The 18101-nt window shown below is 69.8% G+C and carries 17 protein-coding genes and 1 pseudogene; 9 read left to right on the top strand and 9 right to left on the bottom strand.

The window, feature by feature from the left end:
- Positions 1-47: 47 nt before the first annotated feature.
- Together AOK17_RS15285 and AOK17_RS15290 are read left to right on the top strand one after the other, a co-directional pair.
- On the top strand, positions 48-2183 hold the full coding sequence (locus AOK17_RS15285; protein ID WP_055613005.1) for a beta-galactosidase: 2136 nt from the start codon (positions 48-50) through the stop codon (positions 2181-2183).
- Between the two features lie 45 nt (positions 2184-2228).
- Positions 2229-4034 carry an RICIN domain-containing protein gene (locus tag AOK17_RS15290; RefSeq protein WP_055613006.1) on the top strand — a complete coding sequence of 602 codons (1806 nt, stop codon included), beginning with the start codon at positions 2229-2231 and terminating at the stop codon, positions 4032-4034.
- Positions 4035-4127: 93 nt separating this feature from the next.
- Here AOK17_RS15290 and AOK17_RS48460 read toward each other — a convergent pair.
- From AOK17_RS48460 to AOK17_RS15300, 3 genes and pseudogenes are all read right to left on the bottom strand, one after another.
- Positions 4128-4274: pseudogene (locus AOK17_RS48460) on the bottom strand (alcohol dehydrogenase); the annotation flags it as partial.
- 94 nt (positions 4275-4368) lie between these two features.
- Positions 4369-4752 carry a DUF2255 family protein gene (locus AOK17_RS15295; RefSeq protein WP_055613007.1) on the bottom strand — a complete coding sequence of 128 codons (384 nt, stop codon included), beginning with the start codon at positions 4750-4752 and terminating at the stop codon, positions 4369-4371.
- A complete protein-coding gene (locus AOK17_RS15300; RefSeq protein WP_055613008.1) occupies positions 4749-6152 on the bottom strand; it encodes an MFS transporter in 1404 nt (467 codons plus the stop codon). The genes AOK17_RS15295 and AOK17_RS15300 overlap by 4 nt, the downstream gene beginning before the upstream one ends.
- A gap of 193 nt (positions 6153-6345) precedes the next feature.
- On the opposite strand from AOK17_RS15300, the gene AOK17_RS15305 reads away from it, so the two are divergent.
- Entirely contained in the window at positions 6346-7245 is a 900-nt protein-coding gene (locus AOK17_RS15305; protein WP_055613009.1) for a helix-turn-helix transcriptional regulator, read from the top strand.
- A 25-nt stretch (positions 7246-7270) separates the two neighbouring features.
- Here AOK17_RS15305 and AOK17_RS15310 read toward each other — a convergent pair whose 3' ends face one another.
- Entirely contained in the window at positions 7271-8305 is a 1035-nt protein-coding gene (locus tag AOK17_RS15310) for a zinc-binding dehydrogenase (protein ID WP_055613010.1), read from the bottom strand.
- Between the two features lie 63 nt (positions 8306-8368).
- Positions 8369-8782: a (R)-mandelonitrile lyase gene (locus tag AOK17_RS15315; protein WP_055613011.1), complete on the bottom strand. Its 414-nt coding sequence runs from the start codon at positions 8780-8782 to the stop codon at positions 8369-8371.
- 201 nt (positions 8783-8983) lie between these two features.
- Here AOK17_RS15315 and AOK17_RS15320 point away from each other — a divergent pair, with 201 nt between their 5' ends.
- Positions 8984-9937, top strand: a complete 954-nt coding sequence (locus AOK17_RS15320) for a helix-turn-helix transcriptional regulator (protein ID WP_079053036.1) — start codon at positions 8984-8986, stop codon at positions 9935-9937.
- Positions 9938-10481: 544 nt separating this feature from the next.
- Positions 10482-10652: a low temperature requirement protein A gene (locus tag AOK17_RS50760; RefSeq protein ID WP_245697170.1), complete on the top strand. Its 171-nt coding sequence runs from the start codon at positions 10482-10484 to the stop codon at positions 10650-10652.
- A gap of 35 nt (positions 10653-10687) precedes the next feature.
- On the opposite strand, the gene AOK17_RS15325 is transcribed toward AOK17_RS50760, so the two are convergent.
- Positions 10688-12091 carry a chloride channel protein gene (locus AOK17_RS15325; RefSeq protein ID WP_055613012.1) on the bottom strand — a complete coding sequence of 468 codons (1404 nt, stop codon included), beginning with the start codon at positions 12089-12091 and terminating at the stop codon, positions 10688-10690.
- A 1009-nt stretch (positions 12092-13100) separates the two neighbouring features.
- On the opposite strand from AOK17_RS15325, the gene AOK17_RS15330 reads away from it, so the two are divergent.
- The 4 genes from AOK17_RS15330 to AOK17_RS15345 all read left to right on the top strand — a co-directional run bounded on the left by AOK17_RS15330 (position 13101) and on the right by AOK17_RS15345 (position 15589).
- The gene (locus AOK17_RS15330; protein ID WP_055613013.1) at positions 13101-13595 is read left to right on the top strand and encodes a MarR family winged helix-turn-helix transcriptional regulator; all 495 of its coding nucleotides are present in this window, start codon (positions 13101-13103) and stop codon (positions 13593-13595) included.
- Positions 13596-13722: 127 nt separating this feature from the next.
- Positions 13723-14337, top strand: a complete 615-nt coding sequence (locus AOK17_RS15335; protein ID WP_055613014.1) for a DsbA family protein — start codon at positions 13723-13725, stop codon at positions 14335-14337.
- 32 nt (positions 14338-14369) lie between these two features.
- Complete coding sequence (locus tag AOK17_RS15340; RefSeq protein ID WP_055613015.1) at positions 14370-15176, top strand: MBL fold metallo-hydrolase; 807 nt, start codon at positions 14370-14372, stop codon at positions 15174-15176.
- A gap of 2 nt (positions 15177-15178) precedes the next feature.
- The gene (locus AOK17_RS15345; protein WP_079053037.1) at positions 15179-15589 is read left to right on the top strand and encodes a nuclear transport factor 2 family protein; all 411 of its coding nucleotides are present in this window, start codon (positions 15179-15181) and stop codon (positions 15587-15589) included.
- A 46-nt stretch (positions 15590-15635) separates the two neighbouring features.
- Here AOK17_RS15345 and AOK17_RS15350 read toward each other — a convergent pair whose 3' ends face one another.
- The 3 genes from AOK17_RS15350 to AOK17_RS15360 all read right to left on the bottom strand — a co-directional run bounded on the left by AOK17_RS15350 (position 15636) and on the right by AOK17_RS15360 (position 18051).
- A complete protein-coding gene (locus tag AOK17_RS15350) occupies positions 15636-15917 on the bottom strand; it encodes an MmyB family transcriptional regulator (RefSeq protein ID WP_055613017.1) in 282 nt (93 codons plus the stop codon).
- Positions 15918-15932: 15 nt separating this feature from the next.
- On the bottom strand, positions 15933-16328 hold the full coding sequence (locus AOK17_RS52230; RefSeq protein ID WP_055613018.1) for an MFS transporter: 396 nt from the start codon (positions 16326-16328) through the stop codon (positions 15933-15935).
- Between the two features lie 601 nt (positions 16329-16929).
- On the bottom strand, positions 16930-18051 hold the full coding sequence (locus tag AOK17_RS15360; RefSeq protein ID WP_055613019.1) for an XdhC family protein: 1122 nt from the start codon (positions 18049-18051) through the stop codon (positions 16930-16932).
- Positions 18052-18101: the final 50 nt, after the last annotated feature.

Here is an 18101-nt window from a genome sequence, read left to right on the forward strand (position 1 = left end):
CTGCTCCCCTGCTCCCCCTGCTCCCCTGCCCCCCTGGAGGTTTGTCCATGGCGGACCTGCCCGCCCGCGTCCTCTTCGGCGCCGCGTACTACCACGAGTACCGGCCCCCCTACGGCACCGAACGCCCCGACCAACGCCTCAAGACCGACCTCGACCTCATGGCCGACGCCCACCTCAGCGTCATCCGCGTCGGCGAGTCCGTCTGGTCGACCTGGGAGCCCGAGAACGGGCGCTTCGACCTCGACTGGCTCCAGCCGGTGTTGGACGGCGCCCACGAACGCGAGATCTCCGTCGTCCTCGGCACCCCGACGTACGCCGTCCCGCCGTGGCTGGCCCGCCAGTACCCCGAGATCGCGGGCGAGCGGCGCACCGGCGAGCGCATCGGCTGGGGCGCTCGGCAGGAGGTCGACTTCACCCACCCCGCCTTCCGCTTCCACGCCGAGCGGGTCATCCGCAAGATGGTCGCCCGGTACGCCGACCATCCCGCGGTCATCGGCTTCCAGGTCGACAACGAGCCCGGCAACGAACTCCTCCACAACCACGGGGTGTTCGAGCGCTTCGTCGACCACTTGCGCGCAAGGTACGGCGATGTCGAGACACTCAACCGCGAGTGGGGCCTCGTGTATTGGTCGCACAGGCTGTCGACATGGGCGGACCTGTGGACGCCCGACGGCAACGTCCAGCCGCAATACGACGTCGCCTGGCGGGAGTTCCAGGCCCAGCAGGTCACCGAGTTCATCGGCTGGCAGGCCGACATCGTCCGTGAGTACGCCGGCCCCGAGCAGTTCGTCACCACCTGTATCTCCTACAAGCGCCCCGCGGTGGAGGACGACGAGCTGACGGACCGCCTCGACATCGCCACGGGCAACGCGTACTACGGCATGCAGGACGATCTGCTGCTGCCCGACCCCACACCGGACGACCACCAGCAGATCTGGCAGACCACCGGCGTGTGGGCGCTGTACCAGACCGCCGACTGGATGTTCTCGTCCCGCCAGCAGCCGTTCCTGGTCACCGAGACCAACGCCGGCTCCATCGGCATGCCGTGGGACAACCGTCCCGCCTATGACGGCCAGTGGCGGCAAGCCGCCTGGGCACTCGTTGCCCGCGGCGCCCGCATGATCGAGTACTGGCACTGGCACACGCTGCACTTCGGTGCCGAGACCTACTGGGGCGGCATCCTGCCCCACACCGGTCGCCCCGGCCGCACGTACGCCGAACTCGCCCGCCTGGGCTCCGAGTTCGAGACAGCCGGTCCACTCGTCGCCGGGCTCGAACCGGACGCCGACATCACCATGGTCTACTCGACGCCGAGCAAGTGGCTCATGGAGAAGTACCCGCCGCTCGCGACACCGGACGGTGAACCCGACCCCACCGCCTATCACCGCATCTTCGACCCGTTCTACCGGGGCGCCTTCGACGCCGGCCGCCAGGTGCGTATCGTCCACGCCCGCCAGCTGCACAACCCGCGCGGCGAACGGGAGGGCCTGACGGCGGAGGAGGCTGTGCGTCACCACCCCGTCCTCGTCGTCCCGGCGTTGTACGTCGCAGCCGACTCGCAACTCGACTGGCTTGCGGCCTACGCGGAAGCAGGCGGCCACCTGGTCCTCGGCCCGCGCACCGGCTACGCCGACCACGAGGCCAGGGCCCGCCATGAACCGGCCCCAGGACGGCTGGTGGAAGCCGCCGGTGTCCACTACGACGAGTTCAGCAACCTCGCACAGGAAATCCCCGTCCAGTCGGCGTCCGGTGGGCCGCTCGACCTGCCCGAGGGCGCGACCGCGACCCGCTGGGCGGACGGCCTGACCGTCACCGACGCCGAGGTGCTCGCCACCTACGACCACCCGCACTTCGGCCGCTGGCCCGCGGTCACCACCCGCCGCCACGGCTCCGGCCGCGTCACCACCGTCGGCACCGTCCCCGGCCGCGACCTCGCCCGATCCCTGGCCGCCTGGATGGCACCGGCCTCCCACAGCGCGTGGCAGGACCTCCCGGAATCCGTCACCGCGACGACCGGCACCTCCCCCGACGGACGCCGCGTCCACATCGTCCACAACTGGAGCTGGGAGCCCGCGAGCGTACCCGCCCCGCTGGACCTCTCCGACGCCCTGACCGGCACGTCCCTCCCCGCGGGCACGGCGCTGGACCTCGGTGCCTGGGACGTCCGCGTCTTCGTCGCCTGATCCAACGCGTACGAGCACCACCGTGGCCATCCCCGAGGAGGGGCTATGCACAGAAGAAGAGCAGGCAAAGCGCTGGGAACCTTCGTCGCGGCATCAGCGATGCTGGCGATACCCATGGGCAGCGCGCAGGCGTACAACCCGACGGGCGGGATCCTCTACCAGCTCGGAAACGAACCGTGCCTCAAGGGGCGGGGCAACTGCGCGGTCTACCCGAAGTCGGCGCAGCTGCCGAGCGGGCGCCTGGTCGCGTCGTTCGAGAAGTCCACGGTGGTGCCGAAGACAGGCAGCGCCGACAGACAGACCCTCCCCGTGTACAAGAGCGACGACCACGGAACGTCGTGGAAGCCGTTGTCCGAGGTCAAGGCTCCCGCATATCTCTCCAGCGACCCCAAGTACGCGAAGTACACGAGCAATTGGACGAACCCGTACCTCTACACGCTTCCCCAGGACGTCGGGAACCTCAAGCAGGGCACGCTGCTGCTCGCGAGCGTCGTGTCCGGCGACGACCACTACTACAAGGAGCACAAGGCAGCCGACCCGAACTGGACCCCGTCCAACGACGGAGACCGCAAGAACATGGCAATCGCCCTCTACTCCAGCACCGACGGGGGCGTGTCGTGGAAGGTCCTCAACGTAGTCGCGACGGGTGGCTGGCAGGGCGGCAGCGCGGGCGCGACCGGGCAGAACATCGCGAGCGCGAACACGCACAAGCAGGTGGATCCCCTCTGGGAGCCGTACCTGATGGTCTACAAGGGGAGGCTCGTCTGCTACTACTCCGACGAGAACGACTACATCGGCTTCGACCCGGCCACGGGCGTCCCGACACCGGACCCCGCGAACGGCACCGCCCCGGATTCGCACGGCCAGATCCTCGTGCACAGGACCTGGGACGGCCGCAGTGCACAGTGGAGCGGCCCCGTCGTCGACCTCGCCGGACTGACCCAGAACATGGGAGGCGGCAAGACGGAGATCGGCGGCGGCCGTCCGGGCATGACGAACGTCGTCCGGACGACGGACGGCAAGTGGATGCTCCCCTTCGAGTACTGGGGTGACGGAGCCAACACACGGTACGTGATCGCCGACAACCCGCTGGAGTTCTACCGCGGCTCCGCCACCGGCACGGACGTCGCCTCCCTGCCCGTCGCCGCAGGCTCCCGCCCTCTCGCGAGAGGCGGCAGTCCGGTCGTCGTCAGGCTTCCCGGTGGGCGCCTGGTCTACAACGCCGCGGGCAGCGGCAATGTCTGGGTCAACGAGAGCGGACGCAGCGACGGCACGTGGAAGGAGTACCAGACGACCTCGCCGGCCGGCTACAGCCGCAACCTGCAGTACGTCGAGGGCACCGGCCGCATCGCGATCCTCAACAACCAGGGCACCTCGACGATCGCCCACGCCGAGGTCGACCTCGGCCAATCGGACGGCGCCTACTACCAGTTGGTCAACCGCAAGTCCGACCAGGTGATCGGCACCGGGAACCACACCAACGACGCGAACATCGGCAACGGAGACGTTCCCGACGTCGCGTTGGAGGAGCCCGGTTCGGCGGCGAACGCGGACACGCAGTACTGGCACGTGGTGACCGAGCCGAACGGCGGCACGACCCTGCTGAACAAGTCTGGCGGCCGTGCGGCAGCCATCTGGACCGGGAACGCGACGGCCGGCCAGCGGATCGGCCAGTGGGTCGACAACAGCGCCACCGGCAGCTGGAACCTCGTCAAGACCAGCGACGGGTTCTACAAGCTGCAGTCGGTCAAGAACACCAGCCTGTACTTGACCGGTGCCTCCGACGGAGCGCCGCTGACCTTGCAGAACGCGGCCACGGACGGCTCGCAGGACTGGGAGCTCGTGCAGTAGGCGCCGGCCTTCTCTGTCGACGGCACCCCGTACGAGCGCTCTCGGGGGCGCGGCTCCTCGTACGGGGTGGTCACAGAGGGACGTGGCCGTGGGTCAGGCCGGCGTCGAGGTGTCGAGCACGAAGCGGTAGCGCACGTCGGAGGCGAGGACACGGTAGTACGCCTCGTTGATCTTGTCAGCCGGGACTACCTCGGTCTCGGAGCCGATGCCGTGCTCGGCGCAGAAGTCGAGCATCTCGCGAGGGGTTCGGTCGCGGCCGTGGCGACGTACGCGTTGACGGTGAGCATGAGTTTCTCCGGCCTGATGCAACTGCTGTTGGTCGTGGGGGATTTGGTCAGCGGGGTTCGAGCCGCATCGTGGTGGAGCTCGCCTCGGGGCTGGTGATGGCCTTGACGATGTACGCGGCGTAGTGCCCGTACTTGGTCCGGTAGGCGGTGTCCACGGCGTCGTTGACCTCGTCGCCGGCGTCGATGATCGTGACGTCCTTGCCGACTCCGCCGGCCTGGATGCGGCCTTCCTGGCGGGCCCGGGTGCCCCGGTACCAGTCGGAGCCGGGGCCGTTGACGGAACGGACGTAGATGCCGTCGCCGACACGGACCACCCAGACCGTCCGCCGACTGCCCAGCTCCCCGCTGTGCCGCAGGGACGCGATCTCCAGTTCCTCCGCGCGTTCGATGCTGTCGAGTTCCTGGCTCGTCCAGGCCGATGTCGAGGTCATGAGGTCTTCTCCTTGAGGAGTACGGATGCCGCCGCGGTCAGGGCCACGAACAGTGCGGCGATCAGGAGGCTGGTGCGCAGCCCGTGCAGGAAGTGCGCGTGGTTCGAGACCAGGGCGCCGAAGACGGCCACGGACAGGGCGCCGCCGAGCTGGCGGGAGGCGTTCAGCACGCCGCTCGCGGTGCCGGCGCGCTGGGCGGGGACGCGGTCGAGGAGTAGTGAGGTCACCGCCGGTACGGCGAGGCCGCCGCCGGTTCCGACCGGGATCATCAGCAGGATCAGCAGCCAGGCGGGCGCCGACGCCGACGGAACGCAGAGTGCCACCAGGCCCGTGGCCATCAGGAGTTGCCCGGTGATGATCGGCATTCGCGGCCCGAAACTCGCGGCGAGCCGGGCTGCCGTCGGGCTGACGACCGCGGTCAGCAGCGTCATCGGCAGGAACGCCAGCCCGGTGGCCATCGGCGACAGGCCCTGTTCCTGCTGGAGGTACAGGCCGAGCAGGAAGATCATGCCGTAGAAGCCGACGTTGAGCGCGAAGCCCACAGACGCCGAGAGTGCCATCGTCCGGGCGCGCAGGAGTTCCAGCGGCACCATCGGGTTCCGGCCGCGCGCCTGGGACCTCAGGAAGACCACCGCGGCCGTCACGGCCACCGCGAGCGCGAGCAGCACGCGTGGCGCGCCGATGCCCACGGCACCGGCCTCGATCGCCGCGTACGTCAGGCCGCCCATCGCCGCCACCGCGGCGATCTGCCCGGTCCAGTCGAACGGGGCGTCGCCCTGGCGGGGCGAACGCGCGGTCCGGGTGAGCAGGAACAGTGCCAGCACACCCACCGGCAGATTGACGAAGAAGATCATCCGCCAGTTGAGCTCACTGAGCACACCGCCCAGCACCGGCCCGGCCGCAGCACCCACCGAACCGCCCATCGCCCACACCGAGATCGCCCGGGCACGCCGGGCGGGGTCGGGGAACGCCTCGCGGATCAGCGCCAGCGAAGCCGGCACGATCACCGCGGCGCCCGCACCCTGCACCAGCCGCGCCACGACCAGCACACCCAGATTCGGTGCGAAGCCACAGGCCGCCGAAGCGACGGTGAACACCACGAGCCCCGCCCCGAACGCCTGCCGCGCACCGATCCGGTCGGTCACCGACCCGGCCGACAGCAGCAGCGCGGCGAACATCAGCGTGTAGCCGTCCACCACCCACTGCAGGCCTGTCATGCCGCCGCCGAAGCCACGCCCGATCTCGGGCAGTGCGACGTTGACGATCAGGGCGTCGAGCGTCATGACGAAGAAGCCGAGCAGCGCGGCCGCCAGCGCCCAGCGGGCACCTTTCGCGGTGCCGGGCCGACCGGCGGCGGTGTCGGCCGACGACGGCCTGTCCGATGCGACGGAACTGGACACGGGTGGTTCTCCTGAAGACGAAGCGAAATGGGTTTCTCTATGCGGAACGGGTTCTTCAACCGCCGTCCAGCCTGCGCGCCGGACGCGTCGCGTGGCAGGCCGAGCTGTGCCAGGGAGCGCTGTTCGGGGGTGTGACAGGGCCCCTCACGCCCAGCGCATGGATCCGTCCTGCCTGCCCTGACACACTGGCCGCATGGCACGTGAGCAGCGCAACGGCAGTGGCGGCACCGAACTGGGGCGCTTCCTGCGGGCCCACCGCGCTCGGGTGACACCCGAGCAGGCCGGTCTCAAGGCCGGCCCCGGCCTGCGGCGCACGCCCGGGCTGCGCCGTGAGGAACTGGCCACCCTCGCGGGGGTGAGCATCGACTACTACACGCGCCTGGAACGCGGCAAGGAGTCCCACCCCAGCCCGTCCGTGATCGATTCCCTCGCCCGTGTCCTCCTGCTGGACGAGCACGCGCACGAGCACTTGCGTGACCTCGCCGTGTGCGCCGCCCGTCCCGCTGCCTCTGAGCCCCCGACGGCGCCCACCTCGTCGGTGGGCCCCGGGATCAAGTTGCTGTTGGAGAGCCTGCGGCCCCATCCGGCGGTCGTGGTCAGTCGCACGATGGATCTGCTCGCGTGGAACCCGGGCGGGCTGCGGCTGTTCGTGGGCATGGAGCAGTGGCCGGTCGAGAAGCGCAACGTCGCGCGCTGGGTGTTCCTCAACCCCGGCGCCCGCACGGTGTTCGACCACTGGGACGAGCAGATCCGCGCGTGCGTGGGGCGGCTGCGCGCCCTGGCCGGCACCGACCCGGATGCCCCCGACCTCGTCGGGCTCGTCGACGAACTACTTGCCGAGAGCCCGGAGTTCGTACAGCTCTGGGACCGCTACGACGTACGGGCGCACACTCACGGCAGTAAAACCTTCCACCTGCCGGATGTCGGCACCCTCACACTCGCCTACCAGTCCATGCAGTTGGAAGGCTTCCCCGGCCACCGGCTGGTCGCCCACTATGCCGACCCCGGCACCCCCGACCACGACAAGATGGTCCTGCTGGACCTGGTCGCCACCGGGGCGAACGGGAAACCCGCCGAAGAGAAGCGGAACTGACGGCCGGCAAGGGCTCTCGACCGGGTCAGGGCTGGATCAGAACCTTCAGAGCGGTCCGTTCGGCCATGGCCCGGTAGCCGTGCGGTACGCCGTCGAAGCCGACCGTGTGATCGAAGACCCGTCCGGGGTCGACCGTGCCGTCGAGGATGTCGGGGAGGAGTTCCTCGATGTAGGCACGAGCAGGAGCCGCGCCGCCGGTGACCGTGATGTTTCCCATCATCGACTCGAAGCCGAGCGGGATCTCGGTGTACTGCGCGACACCGAGCCGGCTGATCACACCCCCGTGGCGGACGATGCTCAGCGCCGTGTCCATCGCCTGCGTGGCGCCGACGGCCTCCACCACAGCGTGCGTGCCGTCGCCACCGGTCAACTCCCGCACCCGCTCGATGCCTTCCTCGCCGCGCTCGGGTACGACGTCGGTGGCGCCGAAGTCGCGGCCGAGGTCGGTACGGGCCGTGTGCCGGCCCATGAGGATGATCCGCTCGGCGCCGAGCCGCTTGGCGGCCAGCACCGCGCACAGCCCGACCGCACCGTCGCCGATCACCGTCACCGACCTGCCGGGCGCGACCCTGGACGTCACCACGCCGTGGTGGCCGGTGCAGTACACGTCGGACAGGGTCAGCAGGGACGGCAGCAGAGCCGAGTCCTCGGCCACCGGCAGCTTCACCAGTGTGCCCTGTGCCTGCGGCACGCGGACGGCCTCGCCCTGGCCGCCGTCCACACCGTTCGGGCCCCACTGGCCGCCGTGGCGGCAGGAGGTCTGCAGCCCTTCGGTACAGAAGTCGCAGGTGTTGTCCGCCCAGACGAAGGGCGCGACCACCAGGTCACCGGACTTCAGTCCGGCCACCTCCGAGCCGACGTCCTCGACCACGCCGAGGAACTCGTGGCCCATGCGCCGGCCCTCCTCTGAGGCGGGCATCGACCCGTACGGCCACAGGTCGCTGCCACAGACACAGGAGCGCACGACACGTACCACGGCGTCGGTGGGGTTCTGGATCTTCGGGTCGGGGACGTTTTCCACGCGCACGTCTCCGGCGCCGTACATCAGTGTTGCTCGCATGAGACTGCTCCCAGTTGTGTTGCTTGAATTGGGCGTTGTGTCGGTCGCAAGCGGGTCCGTGGCTCAGCGGGTGCTGCTGCGCGGGGCGTTGTACTCCTCGTCCGAGACCCGTTCGAGCCACTCGGTCTCGGGGCTGCCGTCGCCGGTGCCTTCCCACATCGCCAGGTGCTCCATGAAGCGGTCCCGGGCGGCGCCGTGCCAGTGCTCCTCGCCCGGCGGGGTGTGAATCGTGTCGCCTGGGTGGGCCTCGATGACCGTGCCGCCGCGGGTGCCGATCAGCGCGATGCCGGAGACGATGTGGAGGGTCTGGCCCATCGCGTGCGAGTGCCAGTCGGTGCGCGCGCAGGGCGAGAAGCGCACCATGTTCGCTCGCATCCGCGACGGCTCCTGGCCCGCGTGGATGACGTCGAACCAGACGTCCCCGCTGAACCAGTCGGCGGGTGCCTTGACGGTGGGCTGCTGCTTGAGGATTTCCAACGTGCCGCTCCTTGCTTCCTGCCTTGCTCTGCATCGCCGGTGCGCGCCGGTGCTTGTGACGGACATCTTTGATGTCGTCGACTCTTCCCGCGTCGCGGGCCGCGTGGCAGGTCGGGTTGTGCCGGGGAGCGGCATTCAGGGGTATGACAGGACCCCCCACGCATATGCCGCGGAGGTCCCGGGACACACAGACTGGAAGACATGAACAGCGAGCAGCAGAACGGCGGGGGCAGCGAGCTGGGGAGCTTCCTGCGCGCCCGCCGGGCCCGGGTGACCCCGGAGGACGTCGGCCTGACAGCCGGTTCCGGCCTGCGCCGTACGCCCGGGCTGCGCCGCGAGGAACTGGCCACTCTGGCCGGGATCAGCATCGACTACTACGTTCGTTTGGAACGCGGCAAGGAGACCCGGCCCAGCCCGTCCGTGGTCGATTCCCTCGCCCGCGCCCTCCTGCTGGAGGACGACGAGCTTGAGCATCTGCGCAGCCTGGCCGCCCGCGCCGCGCGCAGTGCGCCCGAACCGCCCGCCGCGCCCAGCCGCACCGTCCGGCCCGGCGTGAAACTGCTCCTGGAGAGTCTGCGCCCCCACCCCGCGCACGTCGTCAGTCGTACCAACGACCTGCTCGCGGCCAACCCCGGCGGCCTGCGGCTCCTCCCCGGCATCGAGGACTGGCCGGCCAGGGAGCGGAACATCGCCCGCTACCTCTTCCTCCACCCCACCTCGCGTGACCTGTTCCACGACTGGAACACCCAGATACGCGGCTGCGTCGCCCGGCTGCGCGCCCTGGCCGGCACCGACCCCGACGCCCCCGACCTCACCCACCTCGCCGGTGAACTCCTCCTCAAGAGCCCAGAGTTCGCCCGCCTGTGGGAGCGCTATGACATCAAGGGCCACTCCCACGGCCGCAAAACCTTCCACCACCCCGACGTCGGCGACCTCACCCTCGGCTACCAGTCCATGGAACTGGAAGGCACCCCCGGCCACCGCATGGTGACGTACTACACCGAGCCAGACACCGCCGATCACGACGCGATGGTCCTCCTCGACATGCTCGGGCAGGAGCAGCCCGCGAAGGGAACGCCGGCACGAAACGGGTTGGCTGCTGCGAAGGACGACCCCACGTCCCCCGGGCCTGACCTGCACCGACCTTTCAGCTGATCGATCCCGGTCCTGTTGCCGTCGGCTCCCCCTGCGAGCAACCTGAAGGCCGGCCCTCACCGTAAAAAGACCGCCGCCGACGCGGCCTGTCGCGCCGATACGGCCGCTGTCCCCGCTCATCGTCCAGACCGTTTCCAGCTCCGAGGCGGGTTCCACGACAACGCCGCTCGACCCACGCTCCGAGAACCCGTAGTTGGAAAGCGAGCGGTACGGACCGCAGCAGCGCGGCTCTTGGGCGCGCGCGAAGCGCTGGCGAACGGCCGGGTGACGGGGTGTTCGTGGTCGCGCTCACCGTCCCGGAAGCGTGGGACGACCTGCCCGGCGGTCTGACCGGTCCGCTGGTCCTGGCCTGCGCCTAGCTGTTCGTACGTATCGTGCACTTGGACCTCTACAGCGTGCCGGCGCGTGGCGACCGCGGGCTGCTGCGGCAGGTCGCCGTCTCCTGGCCACCGGTCCTGGCGGGCTGCAGGTTTCTGATCGCCGGCGCGGCGGCCGGTGGCAGACCGCGCTGTTCGCAGCGGCGACCGCGGTGGACCGGGGCGGTGTGTACGCCACCTCCCGCCGGGGCAGCCGGCGCATCCACAGCGCCCGCTACTTCGCCGAGCGCCACGAGCTGTTCATCATCATCGCGATCGGCGAATCCCTGCCGGCCATGGGCGAGCCGTCACAAAGGGGCCCGACCGTCAGCGGCGGACGATCCCGGCCCCACCGGTAGAGGACCTCGTCATCCGCGCGGACGCCGCCGCGATCTCAACCGGCGTCGGAGTCGGCCTTGCCGACGGCCGGGGACCGCGCGGTCGACGGTTCCGCGGGCTTACCCACTGCCGGAACGGCACGGCCGGGCGGAAGCAGCTGGGTGGTCACGAAGGCCACGACGGACGCCAGAATGATCACGGGCACCATGGCGGCGCTGTCGAGCAGGAGGACGACGAGCACCACACTGCTGACCGGCAGGCGAAGGGCGCTGGTCAATGCCGCCGCCATGCCCACGGCCAGTCCCGGCACGACTCCCAGGCCCGGCAGAGGCGCAATCAGTACGCCCACCGCACCCCCCAGGAACAGCGTGGGAAAGACCGGTCCTCCGCGCAGGCTGCCCAGGCACAGGGTGTACGCGACGCCGGTGCAGAGCAGAACGGCGATCAGAGCGCCGACTCCCCAGGCATGGGGATCGGCGGCCAGGCGGCTCAGAGTTGCCTGGCCCGACGAGGCCACGTCCGCAGGTGACCGGCCGGTGGTGAGCGCATACACGGCGGCGCACACACCGGCGGCCAGCGCACACGCGGTTGTATGTGCCAGGGGGCGTCTCGAGACGAACAGCGCGGTGAAGCGCCCGCCTGCCAGGATCAGGTGCACAGCAACAGCGATCGCCGCTGCCATGAGTACCGACCACACCACGTCCCCCGTGTCGAGACGCGGGAGGGGCACGCCCAGTTTCATGGACAGGCTGTCGCCCTTCAGACCGGTCCATCGGCCGAAGCCAGTGAACACGAGGGCACCGACCCCGCTCGACAACAGCGCGGGCAGCATGACGACGAAGAGCCGTGAGCCGCCCACCCCCGCCACTTCCATCAGCATCACGGCCGCGATCAGCGGGCTTCCGAAGATCACCGAAATGGCCGCCGCGGCCCCGGCCGTGCCCAGCAGAACGGTGCTCTGCGCGGTAACGGGGACTCGGGCCAGTTCGCTGAGAAGCAGCGCCAAGCCACCGCCGAGAGCGATCAACGGGGCCTCGGGGCCGAGGGTCGCGCCAAGCGGAAGACTGGCCAGAGCGGCGAGCATCACACCGGGCAGAGCTCGCGCCGTGCCCCCGCCCGCGTGCAGTCCCCCCGCAGGGATGTGGCCGCCGCCCCCGGGCAGGTGGGTGACCACAAGACCGACGGCGACGCCTGCGGCGAGCAGCAGTGGCAGAGGCCACCACCACGGCGGCGCCTCCCAGCCCAGAGCCTCCGGCAGGTCCGCCCACATGAGGTGGTTCAGCTGATGGAGCGCGACGAGGAAGAAGAAGGCCACCAGCGACACCGGAACACCGATGAGGGCACAGAACGCGAGCGCCTTGAGGTAGCCGGGACTGCGCAGCAGCTCACGCAGCCGGTCCGCCTCCTCGGGTTGTCTCTTCCCGGCGGGCGCGTCGGGCTGCGAATCCGGGTCCCTCATAGGCTCCCTTTCCGGTCGTCACACAGGCCCGAAGCTGAAAATTCTGGCCTCCGACGCCGCGCTTGGGCTCAGCTCGCCCAGCTGTTTGAGCTGCTCGATCCTGCTGCTCATGTCGCCACGGTGGCGGAGGCCGGTGAGAGTGTCGGCGCGAGCGCCATGGTGGCTTGCTGCTGGTGGGTCCGCTGTTCGTCCTGCCGCGCTCAGCGGCTCGTCTGCCGCCACGGCACTCGATCGGCCACCGCGGTGGCGGTTGTCGACGAGATCGACCAGCAGGGCGAGTCCATCGCTCGTGGTCCGATTGCCCGGCCAGTGGATCGCAGTCCCAGCCTCGCCATCCGCTCGCCGCGGCATACGGTTGCAGTCTGCCTGTGAATCCATTGCAGCACTGGGCTGAGGGCTTCGCATGTCCGAACCGCGCGCTCGGGCCCGCCATGGCGGCCACCGAAAGCTACCGGGATCTTGGCACCCTGGCATGTTGCTCCAGCCGACTGCCACCACGCCTCGCCGCCCCCGGCCCACCACTGGGCGGCGCCGACAAGTCGACTACGAGGCAGCCATTCCGTTCCCCTGCGCCCTGCGAGCGTCCCGAATACGGTGTCCAGCCAGCCCCACGGTCCGCACACACCAGGTTCAGCGCCTGCAAACCACTACATCCGTGCAGGTCAGAGCCGTTTGAACTGCCCATACTGACAACGAGGTTGAACTCACGAGCAGCGGATTCAGTCCGTTGGCCCAGAGGTCGGAATCCGAACGCCTGATGAGATGTTTACGCAGGTCAGAAGCCTGATCGCAGACCAGCGCGTCGTTAAGCCCGTTCGGAACATCTCGTCCAGCACTCCAGCGCCTGGTCTGCGACGAGTTCAGCGGGGCAGCGCCCTGCGCACCGCGCCCGCGCCCGCGCCCGCGCCCGCCGGACCTGACACCCTGCCGCCCTGCCGCCCTGCCGCCCTGCCGCCCGGGGCATGATCGGTACCGTGATACCCGGGACGGCAGAAGGGGCGGCGAGGCCGTGAGCGAGCAGGCGGGCATCAGAACGGCGAAGGAGGCCGCCGACCACGAACTGATCCTCGCGTTCGGGCGGCTGCAGGGGGCGGCCAACCGACTGGAGTACATCCTCGGGCGGGCCCTGGAGGAGGAGTGCGGGATCAGCCATCTCATGTTCGAGGTGTTGCTGATCCTCGGACGGGCGGGCGCACCGGGCATGTCGATGCGGGCCATCGCCCAGGAACAGGTCCTGACCACGGGCGGCGCCACCCGGCTGGTGGACCGCATGGTGGCGGCAGGACTCGTGGCGCGCACCGACTCCCCCGAGGACCGGCGCGCGAAGCTGGTGCGACTCACTCCGCTGGGTGAGGAGACGGCGGTGCACGCGTCTCAGGTGCACGTGGCGAACATCAAGCGGTACTTCGTGGCACCGCTCCCCGCCGAGGACCGCGAGCGGTTCGCGGAGGACCTCCGCATCCTCAGCCACACCGCCCGGGACGTGCTGCCCCGACTGCCCTGATGTGATGACCACAGCTCCACCCGCGTGTCCCACCTCACACTCATCAGGAAATACCTGACGAGTCAGTTACTGTTTCATCAGACGAATGCTCACGCCAGGTGGGCAAGAAACGCCTGCGAGGTCATCCATGAAGCTCGTCTACGTCTTCGACGCATACTGCGGCTGGTCGCACGGATTCTCCGGAACACTGCGCGAGGTCACCACCCGCCACCCCGAACTGCCGGTCGAGGTGGTCTCGGGTGGTCTGTTCGTCGGTCCGCGCCGGGTGGCGATCCGCGAGTTCGGCTACGTCCAGGGCTCAAACGCCAAGATCGCCGAGCTGACCGGCGCCGAGTTCGGCGAGGGCTACGAGCAGCTGATCGCCGACGGCTCGTTCGTCATGGACTCCGAGGCCGCCGCCCGCGGCGTTGCCGCTCTGCGCCAGACCGCCCCCGATCGCGCGGCGGAGCTGGCTACGGTCCTCCAGCACGCCTTCTACGTCGACGGCCTGAGTCTCTCCGACCCCGCCACCTACCGGACGGTGGCCGAGGCGACCGGGCTGGACGCCGAAGCCGTACTCGCCGAGTTCACAGCACCCGGGACGCAGGCCGCCGCCAATGCCGACTTCCGCCGCGCCGCCGCGCTGGGCGTCACCGGCTTCCCCACCCTGCTGGCCGTCGACGGCGACTCCGTCACTCCCCTGGCCCACGGGCACGCCACCGCCGACGAGGTCGACGTACGCCTCGCGGCCGTGGCCGCCTGATCTCCCACCCCGTCCCACTCAAGGAGCCCCGCATGACCACGCTCGCCTTCAAGATTCTGGACCTCGACTTCCCCGCCGGCAGCAAGAACAAGACCGCCACGCTCATCACCGGCGAGCAGGAGGCGCTGCTGGTCGACGCCGCCTTCACGCGCGCCGACGGCCACCGCCTCGCCGCCGAGATCCTCGACTCCGGCAAGAGGCTGGCCACCGTGTTCGTCAGCCACGCCGACCCGGACTTCTACTTCGGCGCGGAAGTAATCGCCGACGCCTTCCCCGACGCGACGTTCGTCGCCACCCCGATCGTCATCGAGCACATCCGGCACTCCTACGAGGGCAAGCTCAAGGCGTGGGAGGCCCTCGGCCCGAACCTGCCCACTCGCCTGGTCGACCTGACCCCGCTGACCGGCGACCTCACCCTCGAAGGCCACCGCTTCCAGCTCAAGGGCGGCCCGGCCGGCCTGCCCGACCGCCACTACCTCTGGCAGGCCGAGCACCGCGCGCTCCTCGGCGGCGTCCTGCTCTTCCAGCAGGAGCACGTCTGGGTCGCCGACACCCCCACCCCGGACGACCGCGCGTCCTGGGTCGACCTCCTGGATGAAATGGCCGCCCTGAAGCCGGAGTTGGTCGTCCCCGGCCACCGCCTGCCCGACACCGCCGCCGACGCCTCCGCCATCACCGCCACCCGCGACTACCTGCTCGCCTTCGAGGAGGAACTCGGCAAGGCGGCCGACGGCGCCGCGCTGACCGAGGCACTGGTCAACCGCTACCCCGACAACGGGATGCTGATCGCCGCCCAGATCGGTGCGAAGGTCGCCAAGGGTGAGATGAAGTGGGGCTGACCATGGCCGAGTTCGCCGAATCCACGGCGCCCGCGGATGTCGTACGCCGCCAGTACCTGGCCTCCGCCGCCGGTGACCTCGAAGCCCTCCGCGCCACTCTTGCCCCCGACGTGGAGTGGACGGAGATGGCCGGCTTCCCCCTCGCCGGCACCTACCGCACCCCCGACGGGGTCACGTCCAACGTGATGGAGAAGCTCGGCCAGGACTGGGACGACTGGACTGCCCACGATGACACCTACGTCGTCGACGGCGAGAATGTCGTCGTCCTGGCCCGCTACACCGCCGTCAACAAGTCCACCGCCAAGTCGATCGACGTCCGCGTCGCGCACCACTTCGTCGTACGCGGCGGACTCATCGTGCGCTTCGAACAGTTCGTCGACACCGCACTCGTGCGCGATGCCCTGACCCACTGAGCATGCCTGCGGCGGGGCCACGCCTTGAGGGGCTGGCCCTTGCTGCTCAGTCGGCCGACCTACGCCGGGACAACCGTCCCTCCTCGACGTCGAGCCCCAGCTCATCGTGTTCCGCGTCGAGAAGGATCAGCTTGTCGTGGTCGGAGGAACCCGGCTGGGCGAAGAACACCACGAACCGCTGCTTCTGGCTGTGCTCCAGCGACATCGACTCGTGGCCGAGGTGGAGGTCGCCGACGTCGGGGTGGTGGAAGGTCTTGGGGTCCGGGGCGTTTGGTTTGACGTCGAAGCGGTTCCACAGGTCGGCGACACCGCCCATCAGCAGCGTCATGGCAGTGAGTATCAGTCAGATTCGGACATCCCGCAGCACAGCAAACCCGGCCCGGACAGAAGGCGCTTCGCGTCGCTCGTCGGCAGGGATGTACCGGCCGATGACCGCCGCCGCGCCGGCCGACAGCGCGGCCAGCACCCAGAACGGCCCGCGCCAGCCCGACAGCTGCCCCAGCCACGCGCCCAGCGGTACGCCGGCCACCGTGACCACGGTCAGACCTCCCAGGAGCATGCCCAGGGCCCGTGACGTGGCTGCCGGGCCCGCCGCGGTCGTGGCCACGCTCGCGCCGACGCACCAGAAGGTCCCGGTGGCCGGCGCGGTCACCACGCGGGCCGCGAGCACGAGCGCGAAAGACGAGCTGAGCGCGGCGACCAGGTGGCCCAGGGCGAAGCCGACGAGCGCGAGGAGCATCGCGGCAGGTGCAGCGTCGCGATCGCCATCGCCGGCGCCCCGACGATCATGCCTGCCGCGAACGCTGCGACAGCAGACCTGCCTGAGAGACGCTGACATTCAGATCGTCGGCGATCTCGGGCAGCAAACCCGCGATGACGAATTCGGTGGTGCCCATGAGGAATGTCCCGGCGGACAGCACTAGGACGACGGATGGCGGCTTGTGGGGTCGGCCGTCGGGTGTGGGTGGCGTTCGGTTGCATTCTCTTTTCAGGCGACATGCGACCGCCGCGGGGTGGGGTCGCCGTAGAGCATCGCACCGCGCGGACATTCTGCAAGGGGGAGGAATTTCTCCCTGATGCGTGGCGGAACAGTGACTCTTCTTTCTCACAGCTGCCGCTTTATGGATGAAGAATTCACTTGTCCCGGCAGAGACCTGGCAGGCGGTGCGCCGGCCACCCTGGGTGTTGGCGGCGCTGGAGGTCAGCGGCACAGCCTGCGTTCTGGGGACCTATCGCTGCGTCTGGGGAATGGCCATTTCCACAGGTCGAACGCTTCCGTGGCGACTTGTCGGCCGTCGGCCCGGACCTGCCGCCTCTTCCCTCAACGGGCCGTGGCCGGACTACGGCGCGGGAAGCGGCCGGTGGATCGGTCCGGTGGCCTGGGACAGGGGCAGGCCCGTGCCCCGGTGGATGTGGGCAATGATCTCCGCGACGATGGAGACGGCCGTCTCCTCGGGGGTGCGGGCGCCGAGGTCGAGGCCGATCGGGGAGTGCAGGTCGGCGAGTTGTTCCTCGGAAACGTTGGCCTCGCTCAGCAGGCGGAGACGTTCGTCGTGGGTGCGTCGGGAGCCCATCGCGCCGACATAGCCCACCGGCAGACCGAGGGCGAGTTGCAGCAGCGGGATGTCGAATTTGGCGTCGTGGGTGAGGACGCAGACGGCGCTGCGAGAGTCCACAGCCATCTGTGCCAGGTAACGGTGGGGCCAGTCGATCACGACCTCGTCGGCGTACGGGAAACGTGCGGGCGTGGCGAAGACGGGGCGGGCGTCGCACACGGTGACCCGGTAGCCGAGGAAGCGGCCGGCCTGGCTGAGTGCGGCGGCGAAGTCGACTGCACCGAAGATCAGCATGCGGGGGCGGGACGCGTGGACGTGGACGAGGACGGTCAGCGGTTCGGGGCAGCCGTCCCCGTTCCCGCCGACCGTGACACGGGTGGTACGTCCGGCCCGCAGCAGGGCCTGCGCCTCCTGGGCCACCAGCTTGTCCGTCGGCCCGCCGTCCAGGGTGCCGTAAGTGACGCTGCCGTCGGCGAGGACGCTCAGGGTGGAGCCGATGAGGTTACGGGGACCGGCCACCACCTGGGCCACGGCGGTGGGGCGGCCCTGGACGACGTCGGCGAGAGCGGCGGCGAGGTGCGGCTGGAGGGCGGGATCGATGTGTTGGACGAGGACGTCGAGTTCGCCGCCGCAGGTCAGTCCGACGGCGAAGGCGTCGTCGTCGGAGTACCCGAACCAGGCGCGTTGCGGATCGCCCCGGTCGCTGAGCACCTGCCGGCACAGTTCGTAGACCGCGCCCTCGACGCAGCCGCCGGAGATGCTGCCGACCGCGTTGCCGTCCGCGTCCACCGCGAGTGACGTACCGATGGGCAGCGGTGCGCTGCCGGTCACGTCGACGACGGTGGCCAGGGCGAAGGGGCGTGCCTCGCGGCACCAACGGTGCAGTGTGTCCGCGATGTTCAGCATGAACGGGTCCTTCGTGCAAGGGATGAGGGGCCGCCGCCGCGCCATGGGGG

Origin of the sequence: Streptomyces phaeochromogenes, assembly GCF_001418655.1 — a bacterium.
GTDB classification, from domain to species: domain Bacteria; phylum Actinomycetota; class Actinomycetes; order Streptomycetales; family Streptomycetaceae; genus Streptomyces; species Streptomyces phaeochromogenes.

Coding starts and splice junctions, on each gene's coding strand:
- AOK17_RS15290 (WP_055613006.1), top strand. CDS start 2,229: ATGCACAGAAGAAGAGCAGGCAAAGCGCTGGGAACCTTCGTCGCGGCA.
- AOK17_RS52230 (WP_055613018.1), bottom strand. CDS start 16,328: ATGCTCCTCGCGCTCGTCGGCTTCGCCCTGGGCCACCTGGTCGCCGCG.
- AOK17_RS15320 (WP_079053036.1), top strand. CDS start 8,984: ATGAACAGCGAGCAGCAGAACGGCGGGGGCAGCGAGCTGGGGAGCTTC.
- AOK17_RS15295 (WP_055613007.1), bottom strand. CDS start 4,752: ATGACCTCGACATCGGCCTGGACGAGCCAGGAACTCGACAGCATCGAA.
- AOK17_RS15340 (WP_055613015.1), top strand. CDS start 14,370: ATGACCACGCTCGCCTTCAAGATTCTGGACCTCGACTTCCCCGCCGGC.
- AOK17_RS15305 (WP_055613009.1), top strand. CDS start 6,346: ATGGCACGTGAGCAGCGCAACGGCAGTGGCGGCACCGAACTGGGGCGC.
- AOK17_RS15285 (WP_055613005.1), top strand. CDS start 48: ATGGCGGACCTGCCCGCCCGCGTCCTCTTCGGCGCCGCGTACTACCAC.
- AOK17_RS15335 (WP_055613014.1), top strand. CDS start 13,723: ATGAAGCTCGTCTACGTCTTCGACGCATACTGCGGCTGGTCGCACGGA.
- AOK17_RS15345 (WP_079053037.1), top strand. CDS start 15,179: ATGGCCGAGTTCGCCGAATCCACGGCGCCCGCGGATGTCGTACGCCGC.
- AOK17_RS15310 (WP_055613010.1), bottom strand. CDS start 8,305: ATGCGAGCAACACTGATGTACGGCGCCGGAGACGTGCGCGTGGAAAAC.
- AOK17_RS15360 (WP_055613019.1), bottom strand. CDS start 18,051: ATGCTGAACATCGCGGACACACTGCACCGTTGGTGCCGCGAGGCACGC.
- AOK17_RS15325 (WP_055613012.1), bottom strand. CDS start 12,091: ATGAGGGACCCGGATTCGCAGCCCGACGCGCCCGCCGGGAAGAGACAA.
- AOK17_RS15350 (WP_055613017.1), bottom strand. CDS start 15,917: ATGACGCTGCTGATGGGCGGTGTCGCCGACCTGTGGAACCGCTTCGAC.